The sequence below is a fragment of the Marinobacter sp. BSs20148 genome (genome assembly GCF_000283275.1).
Lineage (GTDB): Bacteria > Pseudomonadota > Gammaproteobacteria > Pseudomonadales > Oleiphilaceae > Marinobacter > Marinobacter psychrophilus.
In genome coordinates, this window is record NC_018268.1 from 935,575 (window position 1) to 954,398 (window position 18,824).

Genomic DNA, 18,824 nt, shown 5'->3' on the forward strand with positions numbered 1-18,824 from the left:
TATACCGTTGGCATGTTTGTACGGTGCTGTATAAATAACTGCATATCTAGTTTTGACCTTGGACAGCCACACAGGCCCCCAAACAGGCGCATTAGGAGGCTTTATCGACTTCAGTACGCTGTATTCTTTTGCCGCTGACGCGATACTTATCACGCATGTATTGTTCGTGGCTTTTGTCGTTTTCGGGTTGATGCTGGTTTATGCAGGCTTTTTTCTGAAGTGGCAGTGGGTGAGGAATGTGTGGTTCCGTAGCGTGCACCTGGTTGCAATCGGCGTTGTGGTTTTGCAGTCCTGGTTTGGTTTCATTTGCCCGCTTACAACCTGGGAAATGGGTCTGCGGGCGAGGGCAGGTCAAGCTGTTTACGATGGTTCTTTCATAGCCCATTGGCTGCATCAGTTTTTATATTTCCAAGCGCCGCCGTGGGTCTTTATTGCCTGCTATACCGCTTTTGGTGGGCTGGTGTTGCTCAGCTGGTTTCTGGTTCGGCCAAACCCTGCCTCTCGAAATTGATATTCGTAGACAGGCACTCTCCACATGCTCTCCACACGCTCTTCACAGAGGGGCTATAGAAATCGACCTAGTTATAAACGTTTTGCTAGAAAGCGCTGGATTCGAAGGGTCATTTCGAAGGCGATACGCGTGCCAATACCCTGGGATTTTCTGACAGCGGCAGTGAAATGATGACGCCCTCGTTTGACGACGGGGACACCCTCGCCAATGCGGTAATGTTCACTTGGTGCGACACCATAATTATTGGCTTTCCCGGCGCCATCGCATTCACTTGTTCAATAGTCTGCTGGGTTTGCAGGCTGCGATCACCACGCCCTTGAAAGAACGAGTTTAACGACGGCCACTCGGTTACTGGGCCCATGCCCATCCCATTCGCCGTATCCATGCACCGGCACCATTGGCTGCTAAACACCCGGGCTTCATTGATACCTAGTGCCGCCAGAAAAGGCTGCCACGCCCGCGCCTGACTGCGACCCTCTGCGTTCAGATTGCGTTGGGTGCTGCAGTCCTCCAGTTGAAAAGACTCCGGATCGCCAAAACCAGGCGCTAATGCATGACGGAGCACCAACAGCGCCTTGCCTTCCTTCAATGCCTGCCAGGCAATATTTTCGTCGGGAGTAGCGTTAGTAGCCGCTGTTGGCCCGGACGTCAGCGTTAGCATCGCTGTTATAAGTAGGCAGCGTATAATTCGCTTCATTTGGTTTTTCCACCGTACAGCAATCATGGCCTGAACAGGCACCGCTCAGGATAGTTACTTCAGATTATGGACAGGCACAGCAATCTGCACAACTGTTTGGAAAAGTGCAGCAATCTCTCGGAATAGCAGTCTTTCAGGGGCGCATTGATCAATAGTTGCGTAATATACGTATGGTTTGGACGTGGACAGAAACAGCTCTGCACAGCTTAGTTCGCCGATACCTTTAATGTGCGCTGAAGTCACCTGACGCTGAAATCATAATTATGAGCACTAAAAGAAATACAGATTGCAGTCAAAACTCAGAAGCGCAGTCAACGGCCAGCGGGAGTGACGACGTATCCGGTGGCGATTCCGGCAAAAAGACTTTCGCACTTGCTACCTTTAAGGTGATCGAGAACCTGTTGCTGATCATCGTTGCATTGATGACTCTGGGCGGTGTGGCCTTCGAGCTTCTTGCGATTTACAGCGTCCAGAAAATCAGTCTTGCGGACATCCTGCTGATTTTTCTTTACCTAGAGGTGATCGGCATGGTGGCTGTGTTTTACTCAGATCGGCGCTCTGCCTTTGTCTACCCGATTTTTATTGCGATTACGGCACTCGCCCGACTCATTATCTTGCAAGGCAAAGATATGGCACCTGAGAATATTTTGTACGAGGCGATTGCAATCCTAATCTTGGCTTTGTCCGCGATTGTTATCATCCGTTTGAACCGAATTTGAAGAAGCGATAGCAATCTGAACACGCACAGAGCCAAGTTTGATTTGACTGCTACCATAACAGTGCAGAATTCCTTACGGCAGGGCAGGGCAGTTAGCAGTCACAGGTCATTCAGGTTCATTAACGACCATAAAAATGCCTATTTCTCGCTTGTGTCGTCGTCTTCCACCTCGTCCGGATGCTCCAGCTTATAACGCTCCCAGTCTTCCCAGTCATGAGGCGTTCCGGCATGGGGTTTTTTCAGGTGTTTGGCATGCTCCTTCGCGTTGTGTTGTAGGCTATGGTCTCCCTTGTCTTCCTCGTCGTAGCCGTGCTTCTTCAGAAAGTCCGTGGCGCTGATTGGCATCTTGAAATACCTCCGGGGTCATTTATGCGTTGAACAATATTACGCTGGCTTTTTAACGGCGGATTTGCAAGCGGTTTTGTAGATAGGATGTTAAACAGGTGCAGGCAAGATCGGTGGTCTTCCCGGGGAACAGATTTTAAATCTGTCCCCTAACAAATCTTTAGCAGGCACAACCCAGTTTTAAAAAAGGTTTACACAACGAAACCAACCCGATCTCACCAAAGGTCCTTTTTAATGCTGGCCCAAAGCTGGCGATAAGCACCGGCCGCCGTGCTTTTGGCATCCAGTTTTTCCAGAGGCTGGCCTTCTTCGCCCATACGCTCAACCACGCTTGCATAGGGTATGGCGACATCCAGACAGTTGGCTGTCAATTCCGGGCCACGCTTAACCAACTCCTGGTGCAGCTTCTTGCGGCGATCGACCATAGAGAAAAACGGGCGCAGCTTTTTAATACCTAATTTCTTGCTCTTGGCAAAATCGTGCAGCTGGTTCCAGCTGTTCATAGACAGCCAGGTAGGCACCAGTGGCACGTAAACCTGGTCTGCCACCTCCAGCACCTGTTCGGTCAATCGCGACAGCGTGGGTGGGCAGTCCAGAATCACTAAGCTGGTTTCTTCGGAAAGTGGCGCGAGCAGCTTCTTGAGTTGGTTGCCATCGGTTTCCTGATCAAGCTTGATGTCGAAGTTGCGGAAACTCGAGTGTGCCGGGATAAAATCCAGGCGGGGGTAAACATCGCTGTGGATGAACGTGGCGATGGGCGATTTGCCCTCAAGCAGCTTTGAGAGTTTGTTGCCTTTGAGCGGCTCTGCCCCGGAAAGATAAAAGCTGGAAGCGCCCTGAGGGTCGAGATCCCACAATAGAGTTTGACAGTTGTCCTTGCTTGCAAGGTATGCAACGTTCACTGCTGCCGCTGTTTTGCCAACTCCGCCCTTGGGGCTATAGAACGCAATAATCCTCATTGCTGCCCTGTTCCTGTATTGATTCCAATGAATTAAGACTTACAGGATAACAGGCGCTTGGTCCTGCCTGATGACACTTTTATGACACAGTCTGATCACGTACCGACACAGATCAGCTTGGCACGCAGAAAAAACCGGATCTTGGATGGGCATAAATAGGTCATAAACGGGTGAACCATAAAATTAAAACGGTCGTATGAATTAGCGCTAAACTGCCAGACCAAAGAATCCGATTTAGGAGAGTGCTCATGAAATACCAAGCCCCGGCAAATGATCTTCGTTTTTTGTTGTTTGATGTACTGGGTGTAGACCGGCTTCATGAGCTGGAAAAATACGCCGATGCCACACCGGATCTGATTTCCGCTGTTATTGATGAAGCTGGAAAAGTGGCGGCTGAAGTGATTCAGCCGACCAATCAAGTCGGTGACCGCGAAGGCTGCCATTACGACCCCGAAACCCACGCTGTGACAACGCCTGACGCGTTTAAACCGGCTTATAAAAAGTTTGTGGAAGGTGGCTGGACTTCACTGGATGCGCCGGTGGAGTTTGGCGGGCAGGGTTTACCTCATACGCTTAAGTTTGTGGTAGACGAAATGGTCTGCTCCACCAACCTGTCTTTGGGCATGTACCCGGGGCTGACCCATGGTGCTATCAGCGCACTGTACGCCCACGGTTCCGATGAGCTCAAACAAACCTACCTGGAAAAGCTGGTGTCTGGCGAGTGGACGGGCACCATGTGCCTGACCGAACCCCAGTGTGGTACCGATTTGGGTCTGATTCGCACCCGTGCCACGCCCAACTCAGATGGCAGCTACGCCATTGAGGGCACCAAAATCTGGATTACCGGCGGTGAACACGATCTGACCGACAACATTGTGCATCTGGTACTGGCAAAGCTGCCCGGCGCGCCGGACACCACAAAAGGCATTTCGCTGTTTGTGGTTCCCAAGGTTCTGCCTGAGTCTGGTGAGCGCAATCCGGCGTTCTGTGGTGGCCTGGAACACAAAATGGGCATTAAAGGCTCCGCGACCTGCGTTATGAATTTTGAGGGTGCCAAAGGCTGGCTGGTGGGTGAGCCCAACGACGGCATGCGTTCGATGTTCACGATGATGAATGAAGCACGCCTGATGGTGGGCATGCAGGGCCTTGGACTGGCAGAGATGGCTTATCAGGAAAGCCTCGGATTTGCCCGCGAACGTCTGCAGGGCCGTTCCATGAGCGGCGCGAAGAACCCGGATGGCCCGGCCGACCCGATTATTGTGCACCCGGACGTTCGCCGCATGCTGATGCGTCAGAAAGTTCTAAACGAAGGCATGCGGGCCATGGCCCTGTTTGCCGGCCACCAGCTTGATCTCTCGGTTGCCCATCCGGACGAGGCGGTACGTGAATCCGCCGATGATCTGGTGCAACTGCTCACTCCGGTGGTGAAGGCATTTTTGACTGACGAAGGCTCCAACAATACGAACATCGGCTTGCAAGTTCTGGGCGGTTCTGGATTTACTACCGACTGGCCGCTGGAACAACTGGTTCGTGATGGCCGTATTGCGCGCATTTATGAAGGTACAAATGGCATACAGGCGCTGGATTTAGTGGGCCGAAAACTGAGTCTGAAAGGCGGGCGGCTTGTGCGCACTTTGTTTGGTGTTCTTATCAGCTACCTGAAGGACAACCCGAAAGCACCCCATCGCGATGAGCTGAAAGGCGCTGTAAGCTCGCTGGAAAAAGCCACTCTTTGGCTAGCAACCAACGCGCCAAAGGATCCAGAGCAGGCAGGTGCTGCGGCCACGCCGTACCTGCGCCTGATGGCTCTGACGGTTATTGGCTATATGTGGTCACGCATGGCCAACGTTGCCAGCCAGCAGATTGCAGCCGGGGAGGGCAACAAGCCGCTGCTGGAAAGCAAGCTGGTGTCTGCCCGCTTCTACTTTGAAAAGCTGCTGCCGGAAATTCACTGGTTGCTAAGCGATATCGAAAGCGGCAAAGATAGCCTGATGGATATGGGAGACGATCACTGGGCGGCGTAAGCCTTTAAATCCCGACGTTTTGAATCAAGCCACGCATCGCGTGGCTTTTTTTTGGTTTGGGCTTAGTCCGCTGTGTTGAGAATTGGCGCGCGATCAATCCACCAAAACCTAAAGGCGACTATCTGGTCACTGATTTCAGATTTGGTGATGGACAGGCATGTATATTCTGGGCATGTCCATTCTGCAAATGAATTTCCCGCACAGCTGTCAAGCCGCTAGACTCTGATGGCATTATTGGGGTATTTCTAAGCGTTGATCTTGGACGACAAATAAGTCAGAAAATAAAACCCTTTGTAATGCCTCCCCGGCATTGGAGACGCCATGAGTGCGGAGCAGCTGGTCCATCTTGTTAACGTTCAGATCGTACCGATTTCGTTGTTTCTGATCATGCTCGGAATGGGATTATCTCTGGTTCCTGACGATTTCAGGCGGGTGCTGGCTTACCCCAAGGCTGTCGCCATTGGCCTCAGCTGCCAATTGGTACTGTTACCCCTGATTGGTTTTGGTCTCGCCAATCTGGTGCCTCTGGCGCCTGAACTTGCGGTTGGTGTGATGTTGCTGGTGGTTTGCCCGGGCGGCACTACCTCAAATCTTTACGCGCACATTGCCAAGGGTGATGTGGCACTGTCGGTTACCCTGACGGCCGTGGCGAGTGTCGTGACGGTGTTCTCCATTCCGTTTATCGTCAATGGTTCGTTGCTCCACTTTATGGGAGAAAGTGAGGCAATAAAGCTACCGATAGGCCGTACCATGATCAGCCTGGTGTTATTGACCATTATCCCGATCTCTATTGGCATGACCGTCCGGCGTTTTAAGCCGCGGTTTGCCATCGCCGTTGAGCAAAGGGTCAAGTATTTTGCGGTGATTTTCCTGGCCTTGCTGATCGCCTTCCTGGTCTACCAACAACGGGAGACCTTTGCTGACTCAATCATCAGTGCCGGACCGGTAGCGTTGCTGCTAAACGTTTCGACCATGCTTATTGGCTTTTACGGCGCCCGGTTGTTCGCACTTAATCGTCAGCAAAGCATTTCGATCACGTTGGAGACTGGTCTCCAGAACAGTGGCCTGTCGATGGTGTTGGCGCTGGGTATGCTGAACAATTACGCGATGTCGCTGGTGCCAGCGATTTACACTGGGGTGATGTTTATCACCGCTGGCGTGTTGGTCTACTATCTGAACCGCTCAAAACCCCGTGCAGTTGGCGTAGTAGGTGCTGATGGCGGGCCAGCCTGAAAAAATGCCTATCACCCTAACCTCCTGTGCCAGCACGTTGGGCGAAGTAGCTGAGGGCAATGAGAGAGGCAGGGAGAAACTGCACCAAGTGTTCTCCCTGACAACCGACACGGCTGATTACTGGGCAAATATATCCTGATAGAACGCCATCGTGCCTTCCCATGCTCGATTGGCGGCTTCTTCATTATAAGCCATGGGCAACCCGAACTTTTCACCGGTGGCATCAGCCGCTTTGGAGGTGAAGGAGTGCTTGACGCCGGGGAACACAGTCAGGCTAAGGTCTGCACCGGCTTTGGTCATTTCACTGACAAAACCGGTGACCTGCTCCACTGGAACGAACGGATCAGCGCCACCGGTGTAGGCCAAAATCCTAGCCGTAACTGCGCCCTGTTCGGGCTGGATGTCGCTACCCAGTGATCCGTGCAGGCTGACGACGCCGTCAAGATCGAGGCCAAGCCGCGCCATGTTGAGCACGACAGCACCACCAAAACAATAGCCTTGGGCCGCAATCCGGGATTCGTCGACCGTTTCATGGTCCTGTAGAATGCTCATGGCCTCGCGGAAGCGGGCTTCGAGTGCCTGTTTGTCGCCCATGGTGGCCTGCATGAATTTCTTGGCGTCGTCAGGATGTTCGGCCAGCTTACCGGTGCCGTACATGTCCAGTGCAAACGCAGTGTAGCCCTCTTTAGCCAGCCTTTCGGCCTGGCTGCGGACAAATTCGTTGTGGCCCCACCACTCGTGAACGACCAGTATTCCTGGGCGCTCGCCGTCAACATCGTCGTCATACACCATGTAGCCGGTGAACGAATCACCATCAACGGTATACTCCACCGTTTCAGATACTATCTCGGCAAAGGCTGCAGTAGTGAAAACGAGAGAGGTCGCCGCGGTAAGCGCGAGTCGTTGTATCATGTTCATTGTCTGGATCCTTTTGTTTTGGTTATTGTAAGACCTGATTGTTCACTATTCATGAGCGGCCGCTCCGTGTCATATTGTTGCGACTGCCTGTTGCCCGGTCTGGTGCCATGAGGTTAGTTACAGACACTTATACGATAATACGATAATACGATAATACGATAAATCGGAGGCTCCATGAAGCTGCTTGGCTCGACCACATCCCCTTATGTCCGACGTACCCGGCTGTTGCTGGCGGACTGTCCTTATGATTTTTTGAACCTGGATATCTACGGCGAGGGGCGAGACGAGTTGCGTAAAAATAACCCGGCGCTCAAAATTCCGATGCTGAATGATGACGGCCAGAAAATATACGATTCCCGGGTTATCGCTCGCTATCTTGGGGCTAAGCTGGGCATCACTGCCCCGAGCTGGGATCAGGAAAACCAGCTAACGTTGATTGATGCGGCCAACGATTCCTGTGTCACGATGCTGTTGTCGAAACGATCCGGCCTCGACATTGAGCAGGATGCGATGTTTTACAACATCCAGCGTGAACGCATCATGACGACCTTGCGTACATTGTCAGCCATGGTGGATGCGGGCGAATTCATAGACTGGCATTATCCGTCAATCTGTCTGTTCAGCCTGATCGACTGGCTGGATTTCCGGGCTCTTGTCGACTTTGAGGGCAATGAGAATTTGTTGTCATTCCGCGACCATAATTTGCAACAACCTATGGTCGCGGAAACGGACCCCCGCAAAGCCTGACTTCTTTGTATCCACAGTAAACATCAATTCATCCACCTTCACTGTGGTGAGAAGTTTTTTCAGCTGGCTTTTTTTTTGAATCCAGTCAGTAAAGCGATATCAACTTCGCCAAAAAGAGCGGGGTGGTGGGGGAATTTTTTCGCCGGAAATGGGAGTTTGAGCGCAGCGAGTTCCATTTCCAAGAAAAAACATTCCCCGCCACCGCGATAATCCACCAAACCCAAAGGCTACCAAAATCTGATCAATCGAGTGCCCCAGCCTGAGGCAGCCTGCTAATTTCTCGCTTGGTATAAAAGTGCGCGATCACCGAACTGACCACTACCACAGTCACGATGGTGTAGAACATTGACACCATGGGATAGTCCCAAAGCACAATCAGCACATAGTTAATGATCGCAGGTATCACCAGTTGCCTTGCAATGCCGAGGTACATCGGGAACATGGGCTTACGCATTGCCTGCAGCACCGCCACACTTTGGAATAAAACCACATACGCATAGAACGCTAAAGCATCGATCCTGAGATAGGTTACGCCGGTGTTCTTAATAGCATCAGTGTCGGTAAAAAAGCCCATCATAAGCGGAGATAAAAAGTACATAATAGGTATTGAAAACAGTGCCATAGCGAGGCCGATTACCAAACTTTTTTGATAGGTCTCGGCCACTCGCGCGCCGTTGCCGGCACCTAGGTTCTGACCGGCAATAGCCATAACCGCACTGTTTAAACCCAGTGCAGGCAATAGCAGAAGTTGTTCGAGTCTTAATCCCACTGTGTAACCAGCCACGTGATGACTGCCAAACTGCCCTATAAGAGCCACGGTAATAAAGCCACCCAGAACAATGGTGAGTGTATTGAAGCTAGCGGGTAGAACTTGTTTGAGCAAAGCTTGCCAACGTGACCAGTCGAACGCTGGCCTTATGCGTATGTCGAGCCGTTTGGCAAGCACTCGTAACAAGTAAAATGCAGTCGCTATTTTAATAATAACGGTCGCTAATGCTATACCCGTCACGCCAAGCCCAAGGCCGAACGTGAAAAGTGGGTTTAATGCAAAGTTCGCAAAAAAGCCAATGGCCAGTGCGTTGCGGTTGGACTTAGTATCACCCAGAGCCATTAAAGCCCCAGCGGCGCCAAAAGAGAGCATGAAGCCGATAGAACCTACCAAGGTTACCCACAAATACTCCATGGCTAATGGTTCAATATGCGGCTCTGCTCCCAGTAATACGACCAAGGATCGCGCGGTGAAAGCGCCGAGCAAAAAGGACAAAACACTGAATCCAATTGCCATTCCAGTGACGTTGTCGATCCAATACTTGACCTGACTGGTGCCACCTTTTACCGCACCTCGTCCAACCTCTGGCGCAATCATGGCCGACGCACCCGCCTGTATCCCAAGACCAATGGAGAGTAACAAGAAGAACACGCTGCCGGCTATTGACAATCCCGCAAGCGCATCATCGCCAAGGTAGCCTGCAAACCAAATGTCTGTGAGGTTGTACAAAGTGTTGAACACCATTCCCATTGACGCCGGGATGGATAGCCTTATCATGTGGGCTAAAACTGAACCACTCGTCAGGGAGGGTGAAGGCTGAGTGCCTTTCAAGGCGAACTTTGAATAATAAATGTGACCGAAGCTGATAAACTTTGCAGCGCTTTTTTAACTGTGTTCTTCACTTTCATATCGGGCCTGTCGCTATTGGGAGTGCTAAATACCTCGGTCTTCATTTCTGGAATAGTACAGCAAAACCTGATTTTCTTGCCACCGTGCCTATGGGCACTGACCCGAGGCTGACCCACGGCGTGATCGGTACCCTGTAGGGCCACGTTTCCGACAAGTTAAAAAATTTATTCGTAAAAACAAATGTCTGGCGAGTGGACAGGACGATCAATTCCTCGAATTCCTCAACTTATTTTCGCTCCAGCCGTTACTATGGTTCATATACGACGCATGGCAATAACCTGTCATCTTACCTAAGCAGGAATCCGAGAATGCCTTTCTCAAACATGTTTTCTAACTGGTCGATTGGCGGCAAGTTAGCCGCGGGTATTACCCTTCTGATTCTGCTGTCGGTGGTCATTGGGGCCATTGGGCTTTTCACCCTGCACAACTACGGCGAGCGTTCGCTCGTTGTGGCGGATGTGGGCAGTGCCGAGTCGGCTCTGTTGGAGGCCCGTACCGCTGAAAAAAATTACCTGTTGCGAAAAAAAGACCAATATCTCGAGCAGGTCACCACGCTGACCAACGCGGCGTCCCTGCAAATGGAAGATCTTAAAACCCGCCTTGTCGCACAGGCAGATATTGATAGGCTCAACGCGATGCAAGCGGGTATTCAGCAATATCAGCAAAATCTGAGTGCCCTTGCCAATACCATTAATCAACGCAGTGAGGCGATTCAGACATTAGAGAAGAGTTCACGCTTGGTTGAAAGTCGTCTTAGCACCGAAAAATTATTGTTTGAGGCGGAAAACATGGTTAAGCAAATGCGCCGACAAGAGCGCAGATTCTTGGTGGAAAACAACGCCGACGCGGCCGACCGATTCATTAAGATGGGTTCGATGGCACTTGAATTGGTCAGGAACAGCTACGCCGCCGTGAACATCAAAGAAGAAGTAGAACGGCTATTCCAAGATTACATCGAGGCATTCGACGTCGCTCTTGCCTCCACTCTGACCGCCCAGGAACTAGAGAACAGCATGGTCAAGGGTGCGGGTGCAACCATCAGCGATGCCGTCATCCTGCAAGAGTTGCAGCTTGAGCTCATGGTCTCCGAACGGCAGCAAGCAGTCACGTTGATCGTCGTCGCAATGTTCAGCGTGCTGGTGCTTGGCGCATTTTCGGGTTGGCTGCTCACCCGCAGTATTACCCGACCAATCCGTGAAGCCGTCAGCCTGGCGACCCGGGTTGCTTCTGGTGATCTGAGTGCTGATATTCGCAGTGATCGTGGTGATGAATTCGGGCAATTGTTGTCAGCGCTGGGCGCCATGGTGGTTAACTTGCGGGATTTGGTGCGCAGTATCAACACCAATTCTGGCTTGATCAGCACTTCCGCCAACCAGCTCTCGTTGGTGACCGAACGTACCAGCTCGGGCATTGCCCAGCAGCGTGACCAGACCGACCAAGTTGCCACCGCCATGAATGAAATGGTGGCTACGGCAAACGATGTCGCCACCAATGCCGGCGCTGCCTTCACTGCGGCCAATCTGGCTAATCAGAAAGCGGCAGCGGGTGAGGCGGCGGTTAATGAAACTCTGAGCCATGTGACAGAGTTGAACGACAAAGTGCTGGAAGTCACCCAGCGTCTGCAAGGCCTTCAGGCCGATACCCAAAACATTGTGTCGGTACTTGATGTGATCAAATCGGTCGCCGATCAAACCAACTTGCTGGCACTAAACGCAGCTATTGAGGCAGCCCGGGCCGGTGAACAGGGCCGTGGTTTTGCGGTGGTGGCAGATGAAGTTCGATCACTGGCAAAACGTACCCAAACCTCGGCCACCGAAATTGAAGGTTTGGTCAACAGTTTGGTGAACAGTGCGGAGAGATCGGTTGTGACCATGAGGCAAGGCTCTGAACTTGCGCAACGGACTTTGGAGAAAGCTCAATCTACCGGTGAGCAAATTATGGAAATTACTCGGGCTGTGGAGGACATCAGCCGATTGAACAGCCAGATTGCTACCGCTGCCGAACAACAAACCGCCGTTGCTGAGGACATCAACCAGAACGTTACGCTGATTCGGGATGTCAGTGAACAATCCGCCAACGACTCAACGGAAGTTGCTGCTGCAAGCCACGAGCTGGCGCGATTTGGTGAGGGCCTGCAAACCCAGGTTGAACGATTCAGGATGGGGTAATGAATGAGAAGGCACAATTAATTGTGGGACTAGAGCTTCACAGCTGGTCCTACCAGTTATTCACCGTTGATTCTTGACACCCATGTTGCTGACGCCTTAACTCAAGTTTCGGAGACTGGTTAAAAACCACACAGCGGAAGCACTTACAATGATAAAAAAACCATTAGTGATCCTTACGACCTTGCTTATCGCCACACAGATTCAGGCGCAGGGAACAACAGACGAGACGCTGAAGACACTGGGGCAATTCAAGGTCACTGGTGACTCCCAGTTCACCACAATTGACCAAAACAGCAGCAGCGCAGATGCTATCCGCAACTTGTTGAAGAATGTTTCAGTACCCAAAGGCTTTGAAATCACCCTTTATGCTCTGGTGCCTGACGCCCGTCATATGGCGGTGGGTCCTCAGGGGGTGGCGACGTTTGTGGGTACGCGCAAAACAGAAGTATGGGTGGTCACTGATCGGGACAAAGATCGGGTGGCAGACGAGGTGAAAAATTTTGCGCCATCCGTTTCGAAGAAAGTACCTAACGGGCCCTGCTTCTCTCCTCAAGGTGTCTTGTACATTGCGGAGCAAAACCGCGTTCTGGCCTACCCCGCAGCAGAGTTTTTCTATGAAGGCACGGATGTCGTTGCTGCAGAGCTGATTGCCGGTGGCCAGTTGATTCCGGAGGAATACGTTAGCTACAACCATACCGCGCGCGTTTGTGATGTGGGGCCGGACGGAAAGGTCTATATCTCTCTAGGGCAGCCCCACAATGTGCCGCCCCAAAATCTGTGGGATGACTATCAGACCCATGGCATCGGCGGCATTATTCGCTTAAACCAGGATGGCACAGGCCGGGAGGTTTACACTCTGGGTGTCCGTAACTCTGTAGGTCAGGACTTCAACCCTGCAACCGGCGATCTCTGGTTTACCGACAATCAGGTAGACGGTATGGGAGATGATATACCACCGGGCGAAATCAATCGGCAGACCCAGCAGGGCCAGAATTTCGGCTTTCCCTACTACGGTGGTGGCGATGTTCGCACGGCTGAATACAAGGGCGATGAGCTACCAACCGATGTGGTTTACCCGGTTAGCCAGACCATTGCGCACGCAGCAGATCTTGGGATGATGTTCTACACCGGCAATATGTTCCCGAAAGAGTATCAGGGTGGTATTTTCTCGGCCCAGCATGGGTCCTGGAACCGCACCGAAGCGGTCGGTGCACGAGTGATGTTCACCCCGGTAGACGCTGAGGGCAACATGACCGGTGAGACCCGTCCCTTCGCCGAAGGCTGGCTCACGACTAATGGTGAGTATCTGGGGCGCCCGGTGGATGTTGCACAGCTGAAAGATGGCTCTTTGCTGGTGTCAGATGACCTGGCAGGCGCTATCTATCGGATTGCCTACACCGGCGAGTAGCAGCGGCTGGTTAAGTTAGCCCGGTTCGTATCGATGCCAGGGGCGGTAATGCCCCTGGCCTACTCCCAGGACTGATATTTTATGCGTTATTCGGCACCGCTGTTCACTCTCGGTCTGACTGTCATTATGGTTCTCGCCACTCCCGCCAGCCATGCGGGTGACCCCGCTAAAGGCAAGGTTTTGGCAAAACAATGTCAGACCTGCCACGGCATCGATGGTATTGCCAAAATTCCCATTGCACCCAATATTGCCGGCGAAAGTCAGATCTACCTTGAACTCCAGCTCAAGCGCTATCGCGACGGTCAGCGGGAGCATGAAATGATGACTGTGGTTGCCAGGGATCTTACGGACACCGAAATCGAGGATCTGGCCACCTGGTATGCATCCATTCAGGTAACGGCGACACTACCGGAATAGAGCGCTGCAACGGGGCTTTGATATTCAAAGCCCGGTCACGCAACCATCATTCATTTTCATGGACAGGCACAATCAATTCAAATAGGGACAGATTTCAAATCTGTCCCTTATCGTTAGACTCCGGCTCAAGAATTTTGCGTGCTGCTGCGGATTTATAGAAAGCTGACAGCCGCCGCCGCACCAGGGCCTCAATATACCCCTCTTCCTGAAGCACGCCCATCACCGGAATGGCCCAGGCATCCACTTCTGCCATGATGACTTCACGGGTAACGCCCAGATCGTCAAGCAGATCGGTCAGTGGTTGGTCACCGTATTTTATAAACAAGTGCGCAACCACGGCTCGGGCGCAGCCGTCAAAATAGTCAGTTTTCCGGAACTGCAGCCAGAACTCATAGCCCAGCGCCACAAACTCCTTTAGCTGAACAGCGCCCAGTCCTCCTTGGAGCTCGGCAAGTGTTTTATCTTCCACGTTTTTCCAGGCAGCCATAACCGTTTTGCGCACTTCATCGTCTGATATCGCGCCCTGCAAAAACTTTTCGCTACGGCTGATAAGCCCGGGCAGGCTCTCTGCAAGCCACGCTTTCAAACGGCGCTCAAATGTTTCATCAAGCCCTGGCACAGCTTTGTTCGCCATGCGCTTGCCAAATTTCATCATCGAACCAATACCGGGCACCGACTTGGTAATCAGGTTGTCTTCATACAGATAATTAACCACACCGTGGTACACCATGTTTGAAATCAGTTCCTGATAAATCGGGTGTGCAATGATGTCACTGATTATCTGCTTACGTTGGTGCCTTAACTCTAGCGCTGCGTCGAGAAAGCCGGTTACTTGGTCTTGGGTGACAATGTGCCCCAATGCGGTTGTTTCCTGAATCGGTGCGTTTAGAACCTCGGTTGCCATCTCAGTCGCCATCTCCAGAACGCCTGCGTCCAGCTCCATATTCACAACAACGCGCTGAAGGGTTTCTGCCACCTGATTTTCCGAAGCGATACGATTCAGTGTGATATTGCCCGAGTGATCAAGAAACTCACTAACCTCCTGCCGCAAAAACTTGCGAAGCTTTGCGCCCTTCAGTGAGGCAACCTCATGCTTCACGTGCAATTCAAGCAGTTGGCTGGCTGTATCGTTGTTGTGGGTGGGCATGGTGTTGGCGGCCTTGCTGATGCAAATGAAAAGTGAGAACCAGGGACACATCTAAAATCTGTCCCTTATCGTAAGGGTTAGCTATGGATATGCACAGTTTAACTTGCGAACCAGGTTGAGATTTTAAATCTGTCCCTGGTCGTAAGGGATTGTCATGAACAGGCACGGTTTAAGCTGTATAGCATTGCCTATGCTGATACGTGGCGGTCGCGTCGTCTTAACTGTTGTGGCCAGTCAAACAAAAACCACGTGGAAGGAATATTTCATGGTTACGCAATCGAAATTCAGAGCTTTGAAAGGGTTCGCTGGTGGGCTATGCCTGTCCCTGGGTCTGGTGTCTGGCGGCATGGCTGGAGAAGGTGATGTAAAGGTCACTCCCCTTGGAAGCCACGATGGCGAGTTTTGTGCTCAGGACCGAGCCATGGTGTTTGAAGACCCCAACGGTACCCGCATTCTCTACGACGCTGGCCGCACCGTCGCTGGCCCTGACGATCCCCGTCTCGGCAATATAGATGTGATTCTGGTGTCGCACATGCATGGCGACCACGTGGGGGATCGCCGTATCGAGGAGACGAACGCCGGCACGTGTGGCAAGCCGGACTTCCCGGTGGTGACCTTGCCGCAGTCAAACTCCGTGGACATTGCGGTGAAAAAGCAGGCAAAGATTGTAACCGGTAGCGAAATGCCGGCATTTTTCGCCGCCAAGCTTGAAGCCGCCGGCGGTGACCCAGCTAATTCCATGTTGGTGCGCTTCGGTGGGGAGCGGGAAGTGGGTGGCGTAGCCATCACGACGGTACCGGCGGTTCACAGCAACGGGGTTTCACCATCGTTCCTTACCGGCCCGCTGGCGGAATATTTAAAAGCCGCAGGCGTTAGCGCCAATGTCGGGCCGCCAACCGGTTACGTACTGACTTTTTCAAACGGCCTGGTGGTTTATCTGTCAGGGGATACCGGCATTACGGCTGAGCAAAAATGGGTGGTGAACGACCACTACGGTGCCGAACTGGTAGTGATGAATATTGGGGACACCTTCACCACCGGACCAAAAGAAGCAGCCTACGTGATCAATGAATTGATTGAGCCCAAAGCGGTTATTGCTTCGCATGCCAATGAGCCGGCAACGTCTGGCGGGAAGTTGGAGCAGGGCTCGCGAACCGCCCGTTTTAAAGAGCTTGTGAACGTGCCGGTGCATGTTCCTCTGAGCGGACGCACTATCGCGTTCAACGGAGACGGTGGCTGCACGGCCGGTTGTGATTAACAGACGAAGAATGGACAGGCATGCGACCTTGGAAAAGTGCAGACCAGGGTCAGATTTCAAATCTGTCCCTTATTCAAACAGGCACGGACCTATTTATTGGAAGTTTCAACAGTAAAAAGCCAGCAATAGCTGGCTTTTTACTGTTGAAACATAACTCAGGAAAAAGTCAGCGGCCTTTCACCTTCTTCATCACGAATACAGGTGGGCAGACCCATTCGGTTAAGCAGGTTTAGAAAAGGTCGGGGTGGCAGTTCTTCCACATTGGCCATGGTGCCTATATCCCAGGTGCCATCAGCAATCAAAAGGGCGGCAGCCACTGGTGGAACACCTGCCGTATAGGAAATGCCCTGACTGCCCACTTCTTCGTAAGCGTCTTTATGGTCGGCCACATTGAAAATAAAGATTTCCCTGTCCTTGCCATCTTTTTGACCTTTGATCAGGTCACCAATACACGTCTTACCCGTGTAATTCGGTGCCAGGGAAGAAGGGTCGGGCAAAATTGCTTTCACCAATTTCAAGGGAACCACTTCCAGGCCTTCTGCTGTTTTCACGGGTTGCTCAGAAAGTAAACCCAGACTATTGAGTACCGTAAACACCGTGATGTAGTGCTCGCCAAAACCCATCCAGAAACGAATGTTGGGCACATCCAGGTTTTTGGACAGTGAATGAATTTCATCATGCCCGGTCATGTAGCTGGTATGTTCACCCACCACAGGCAGATTATCTGTGCGCTTATTCTCGAACATCTTGTTTTTGGTCCACTGGCTATTCTGCCAGGACCAAACGCGCCCGGTAAATTCACGGAAGTTGATCTCGGGATCAAAGTTGGTGGCAAAATAACGGTCATGACTTCCGGCATTGATGTCGATAATGTCGATGGAATCAACCGTGTCAAAATATTCATCAACCGCCAGCCTGGCGTAGGCATTAACAACACCCGGATCAAAGCCCACACCTAGAATGGCGGTGATCTTGGCCTTTGCAAATTCGTCCTTGCGCGTCCATTCATAGTTACCGTACCAGGGTGGCTCTTCGCAAATCTTATCCGGCTCTTCGTGAATGGCGGTATCCAGATAAGCAGCACCGGTATTGATGCAGGCGGTCATCACCGACATATTGATAAAAGCCGAGCCAACATTGATAACAATCTGGGCTTCCGTTTTATAGATCAATTCTTCAGTGGCAGGAATATCCAAGGCATCCAGCGCAAAGGTTTGAATTTTGCCCGGCACTTTCATGCTGCCTTTTTCTTCCACGCTTTTAACAATGGCATCACACTTGGATTGGGTACGTGAAGCCAAAGTGATTTGGCCCAGAACGTCATTATTCTGAGCGCATTTATGGGCGACCACCTGAGCAACGCCCCCACCTCCGATAATCAAGACATTTTTTTTCATTTCCAGACATAACTCCAATTTTAAAACCGTGGTTGATTCGCTAAAAGCAAGACGTTGTCAGGTCAGGCCGCCTAGGGCAAGCTTTACGACAATGCTTGCACAAAATCGTCATAGTCGAACGACTTGACGAGTTCAATACGCCCATCCAGTTGTTTAACCGCAATAGACGGCATCTTTACGCCGTTAAACCAGCTTTTCTTGACCATCGTATAACCCGCTGCATCCTGAAAAGAGAGGCAGTCACCGATCTGCAAAGGCTTTTCAAACTGAAATTCGCCAAAAATATCGCCGGCCAGGCAAGACGTTCCACAAACCTGATACGTGTAATTCCCTCGGTTGGGCTTGAGTTTTGCGCTTTCCCGGTAGATCAATAGATCTGGCATATGGGCTTCAATAGACGAATCAACAATCGCCAGATCTTTATCGTTGTTGAGCAGGTCAAGAACAGTCACTTCCAGGCTGGTAGAATTGGTGATGGCAGCTTCGCCGGGCTCCAGATAAACCTGCACAGCATAGCGCTCAGCAAAGGCTTTCAGTCTCTGGCAGAAGCGCTCCAGAGGGTAGCCTTCTCCGGTAAAGTGAATGCCACCACCCAGACTGACCCAGCTGACCTTTTCCAGCAGGTGCCCAAAACGTGTTTCGATTACTTGCAGAAGTTCATCAAAGCGCTCGAAGGAGGCATTTTCACAGTTGTTGTGAAACATGAAGCCTGAGACCTGACCCAGAACGCTCGCGATTTTTTCCGGGTCATGCTCACCCAGACGGCTGTGCGGGCGGGCCGGATCGGCAAGAGTGAAGTCCGAGGAGCTGACACCGGGATTGACTCTCAGCCCCCGGGTTTGGTTTGCAGATGCCTCAGAGAATCGCTGTAGCTGGCTGATGGAGTTAAAGATGATTTTATCACTGTGAGCCAGAACTTCTTTAATCTCATCATCAGCGTAGGCGACACTGTAGGCGTGCGTTTCCCCTGCAAATTTCTGCTTACCCAGTTTGACTTCATTGAGAGATGAAGACGTTGTGCCATCCATGTACGCCTGCATCAAGTCAAAGACACCCCAGGTGGCAAAGCACTTGAGCGCCAGCAAGGATTTGGCACCAGACTCCTCCCGCACCCTGGCAATAATTTCCAGGTTACGCAGAAGTTTGCTTTTATCGATCAGATAATAGGGCGTTTTGAGCATGTTCTTTCCTCAAAAATA

18 protein-coding genes are annotated in these 18,824 nt (G+C 51.7%); 9 read left to right on the top strand and 9 right to left on the bottom strand.

Annotation, left to right across the window (positions count from 1 at the left end):
* Positions 1-58 precede the first annotated feature (58 nt).
* On the top strand, positions 59-511 hold the full coding sequence (locus MRBBS_RS04240) for a DUF2784 domain-containing protein (protein WP_227497575.1): 453 nt from the start codon (positions 59-61) through the stop codon (positions 509-511).
* Between the two features lie 109 nt (positions 512-620).
* On the opposite strand, the gene MRBBS_RS04245 is transcribed toward MRBBS_RS04240, so the two are convergent.
* The gene (locus MRBBS_RS04245) at positions 621-1,208 is read right to left on the bottom strand and encodes a histidine phosphatase family protein (RefSeq protein ID WP_014870188.1); all 588 of its coding nucleotides are present in this window, start codon (positions 1,206-1,208) and stop codon (positions 621-623) included.
* A 263-nt stretch (positions 1,209-1,471) separates the two neighbouring features.
* On the opposite strand from MRBBS_RS04245, the gene MRBBS_RS04250 reads away from it, so the two are divergent.
* Entirely contained in the window at positions 1,472-1,927 is a 456-nt protein-coding gene (locus MRBBS_RS04250; RefSeq protein WP_014870189.1) for a phosphate-starvation-inducible protein PsiE, read from the top strand.
* Positions 1,928-2,064: 137 nt separating this feature from the next.
* On the opposite strand, the gene MRBBS_RS04255 is transcribed toward MRBBS_RS04250, so the two are convergent.
* Positions 2,065-2,271 carry a hypothetical protein gene (locus MRBBS_RS04255; protein WP_014870190.1) on the bottom strand — a complete coding sequence of 69 codons (207 nt, stop codon included), beginning with the start codon at positions 2,269-2,271 and terminating at the stop codon, positions 2,065-2,067.
* Between the two features lie 215 nt (positions 2,272-2,486).
* Complete coding sequence (locus MRBBS_RS04260) at positions 2,487-3,230, bottom strand: ParA family protein (RefSeq protein ID WP_014870191.1); 744 nt, start codon at positions 3,228-3,230, stop codon at positions 2,487-2,489.
* 248 nt (positions 3,231-3,478) lie between these two features.
* Between MRBBS_RS04260 and MRBBS_RS04265 the strand changes: the two genes are divergently transcribed.
* Together MRBBS_RS04265 and MRBBS_RS04270 are read left to right on the top strand one after the other, a co-directional pair.
* On the top strand, positions 3,479-5,254 hold the full coding sequence (locus MRBBS_RS04265) for an acyl-CoA dehydrogenase C-terminal domain-containing protein (RefSeq protein WP_014870193.1): 1,776 nt from the start codon (positions 3,479-3,481) through the stop codon (positions 5,252-5,254).
* 321 nt (positions 5,255-5,575) lie between these two features.
* Positions 5,576-6,487 carry a bile acid:sodium symporter family protein gene (locus tag MRBBS_RS04270; RefSeq protein ID WP_014870194.1) on the top strand — a complete coding sequence of 304 codons (912 nt, stop codon included), beginning with the start codon at positions 5,576-5,578 and terminating at the stop codon, positions 6,485-6,487.
* A gap of 117 nt (positions 6,488-6,604) precedes the next feature.
* Here MRBBS_RS04270 and MRBBS_RS04275 read toward each other — a convergent pair whose 3' ends face one another.
* Positions 6,605-7,405, bottom strand: a complete 801-nt coding sequence (locus MRBBS_RS04275; RefSeq protein ID WP_014870196.1) for a dienelactone hydrolase family protein — start codon at positions 7,403-7,405, stop codon at positions 6,605-6,607.
* A 174-nt stretch (positions 7,406-7,579) separates the two neighbouring features.
* On the opposite strand from MRBBS_RS04275, the gene MRBBS_RS04280 reads away from it, so the two are divergent.
* Entirely contained in the window at positions 7,580-8,152 is a 573-nt protein-coding gene (locus MRBBS_RS04280) for a glutathione S-transferase family protein (RefSeq protein ID WP_014870197.1), read from the top strand.
* A gap of 59 nt (positions 8,153-8,211) precedes the next feature.
* Here MRBBS_RS04280 and MRBBS_RS20210 read toward each other — a convergent pair whose 3' ends face one another.
* Together MRBBS_RS20210 and MRBBS_RS04285 are read right to left on the bottom strand one after the other, a co-directional pair.
* Complete coding sequence (locus tag MRBBS_RS20210) at positions 8,212-8,334, bottom strand: hypothetical protein (protein WP_014870198.1); 123 nt, start codon at positions 8,332-8,334, stop codon at positions 8,212-8,214.
* A 59-nt stretch (positions 8,335-8,393) separates the two neighbouring features.
* Positions 8,394-9,698, bottom strand: coding sequence for an MATE family efflux transporter (locus tag MRBBS_RS04285; protein ID WP_050996585.1), 1,305 nt, complete (start codon positions 9,696-9,698; stop codon positions 8,394-8,396).
* Between the two features lie 440 nt (positions 9,699-10,138).
* Here MRBBS_RS04285 and MRBBS_RS04290 point away from each other — a divergent pair, with 440 nt between their 5' ends.
* The 3 genes from MRBBS_RS04290 to MRBBS_RS04300 all read left to right on the top strand — a co-directional run bounded on the left by MRBBS_RS04290 (position 10,139) and on the right by MRBBS_RS04300 (position 13,823).
* Positions 10,139-11,998 (top strand): methyl-accepting chemotaxis protein, encoded by a 1,860-nt coding sequence (locus tag MRBBS_RS04290; RefSeq protein ID WP_014870201.1) that lies wholly within the window; start codon positions 10,139-10,141, stop codon positions 11,996-11,998.
* A gap of 148 nt (positions 11,999-12,146) precedes the next feature.
* Entirely contained in the window at positions 12,147-13,406 is a 1,260-nt protein-coding gene (locus MRBBS_RS04295; RefSeq protein ID WP_014870202.1) for a PQQ-dependent sugar dehydrogenase, read from the top strand.
* An 81-nt stretch (positions 13,407-13,487) separates the two neighbouring features.
* Positions 13,488-13,823 (top strand): c-type cytochrome, encoded by a 336-nt coding sequence (locus MRBBS_RS04300; RefSeq protein ID WP_041635071.1) that lies wholly within the window; start codon positions 13,488-13,490, stop codon positions 13,821-13,823.
* 94 nt (positions 13,824-13,917) lie between these two features.
* Here the strand turns inward: MRBBS_RS04300 and MRBBS_RS04305 are convergent, their stop codons facing one another.
* Entirely contained in the window at positions 13,918-14,970 is a 1,053-nt protein-coding gene (locus tag MRBBS_RS04305; RefSeq protein ID WP_041635470.1) for a hypothetical protein, read from the bottom strand.
* A 265-nt stretch (positions 14,971-15,235) separates the two neighbouring features.
* On the opposite strand from MRBBS_RS04305, the gene MRBBS_RS04310 reads away from it, so the two are divergent.
* On the top strand, positions 15,236-16,228 hold the full coding sequence (locus MRBBS_RS04310) for an MBL fold metallo-hydrolase (RefSeq protein WP_014870204.1): 993 nt from the start codon (positions 15,236-15,238) through the stop codon (positions 16,226-16,228).
* 155 nt (positions 16,229-16,383) lie between these two features.
* Here MRBBS_RS04310 and MRBBS_RS04315 read toward each other — a convergent pair whose 3' ends face one another.
* Complete coding sequence (locus MRBBS_RS04315) at positions 16,384-17,625, bottom strand: saccharopine dehydrogenase family protein (RefSeq protein WP_041635072.1); 1,242 nt, start codon at positions 17,623-17,625, stop codon at positions 16,384-16,386.
* An 83-nt stretch (positions 17,626-17,708) separates the two neighbouring features.
* Positions 17,709-18,806, bottom strand: coding sequence for a carboxynorspermidine decarboxylase (nspC, locus tag MRBBS_RS04320; RefSeq protein ID WP_014870206.1), 1,098 nt, complete (start codon positions 18,804-18,806; stop codon positions 17,709-17,711).
* Between the last annotated feature and the right edge of the window lie 18 nt (positions 18,807-18,824).

Excerpts from the sequence above, each read along its gene's own strand:
- MRBBS_RS04245 (WP_014870188.1), bottom strand. The coding sequence starts at position 1,208 with ATGAAGCGAATTATACGCTGCCTACTTATAACAGCGATGCTAACGCTG.
- MRBBS_RS04250 (WP_014870189.1), top strand. The coding sequence starts at position 1,472 with ATGAGCACTAAAAGAAATACAGATTGCAGTCAAAACTCAGAAGCGCAG.
- MRBBS_RS04255 (WP_014870190.1), bottom strand. The coding sequence starts at position 2,271 with ATGCCAATCAGCGCCACGGACTTTCTGAAGAAGCACGGCTACGACGAG.
- MRBBS_RS04260 (WP_014870191.1), bottom strand. The coding sequence starts at position 3,230 with ATGAGGATTATTGCGTTCTATAGCCCCAAGGGCGGAGTTGGCAAAACA.
- MRBBS_RS04265 (WP_014870193.1), top strand. The coding sequence starts at position 3,479 with ATGAAATACCAAGCCCCGGCAAATGATCTTCGTTTTTTGTTGTTTGAT.
- MRBBS_RS04270 (WP_014870194.1), top strand. The coding sequence starts at position 5,576 with ATGAGTGCGGAGCAGCTGGTCCATCTTGTTAACGTTCAGATCGTACCG.
- MRBBS_RS04275 (WP_014870196.1), bottom strand. The coding sequence starts at position 7,405 with ATGAACATGATACAACGACTCGCGCTTACCGCGGCGACCTCTCTCGTT.
- MRBBS_RS04280 (WP_014870197.1), top strand. The coding sequence starts at position 7,580 with ATGAAGCTGCTTGGCTCGACCACATCCCCTTATGTCCGACGTACCCGG.
- MRBBS_RS04285 (WP_050996585.1), bottom strand. The coding sequence starts at position 9,698 with ATGATAAGGCTATCCATCCCGGCGTCAATGGGAATGGTGTTCAACACT.
- MRBBS_RS04290 (WP_014870201.1), top strand. The coding sequence starts at position 10,139 with ATGCCTTTCTCAAACATGTTTTCTAACTGGTCGATTGGCGGCAAGTTA.
- MRBBS_RS04295 (WP_014870202.1), top strand. The coding sequence starts at position 12,147 with ATGATAAAAAAACCATTAGTGATCCTTACGACCTTGCTTATCGCCACA.
- MRBBS_RS04300 (WP_041635071.1), top strand. The coding sequence starts at position 13,488 with ATGCGTTATTCGGCACCGCTGTTCACTCTCGGTCTGACTGTCATTATG.
- MRBBS_RS04305 (WP_041635470.1), bottom strand. The coding sequence starts at position 14,970 with ATGCCCACCCACAACAACGATACAGCCAGCCAACTGCTTGAATTGCAC.
- MRBBS_RS04310 (WP_014870204.1), top strand. The coding sequence starts at position 15,236 with ATGGTTACGCAATCGAAATTCAGAGCTTTGAAAGGGTTCGCTGGTGGG.
- MRBBS_RS04315 (WP_041635072.1), bottom strand. The coding sequence starts at position 17,625 with ATGAAAAAAAATGTCTTGATTATCGGAGGTGGGGGCGTTGCTCAGGTG.
- nspC (WP_014870206.1), bottom strand. The coding sequence starts at position 18,806 with ATGCTCAAAACGCCCTATTATCTGATCGATAAAAGCAAACTTCTGCGT.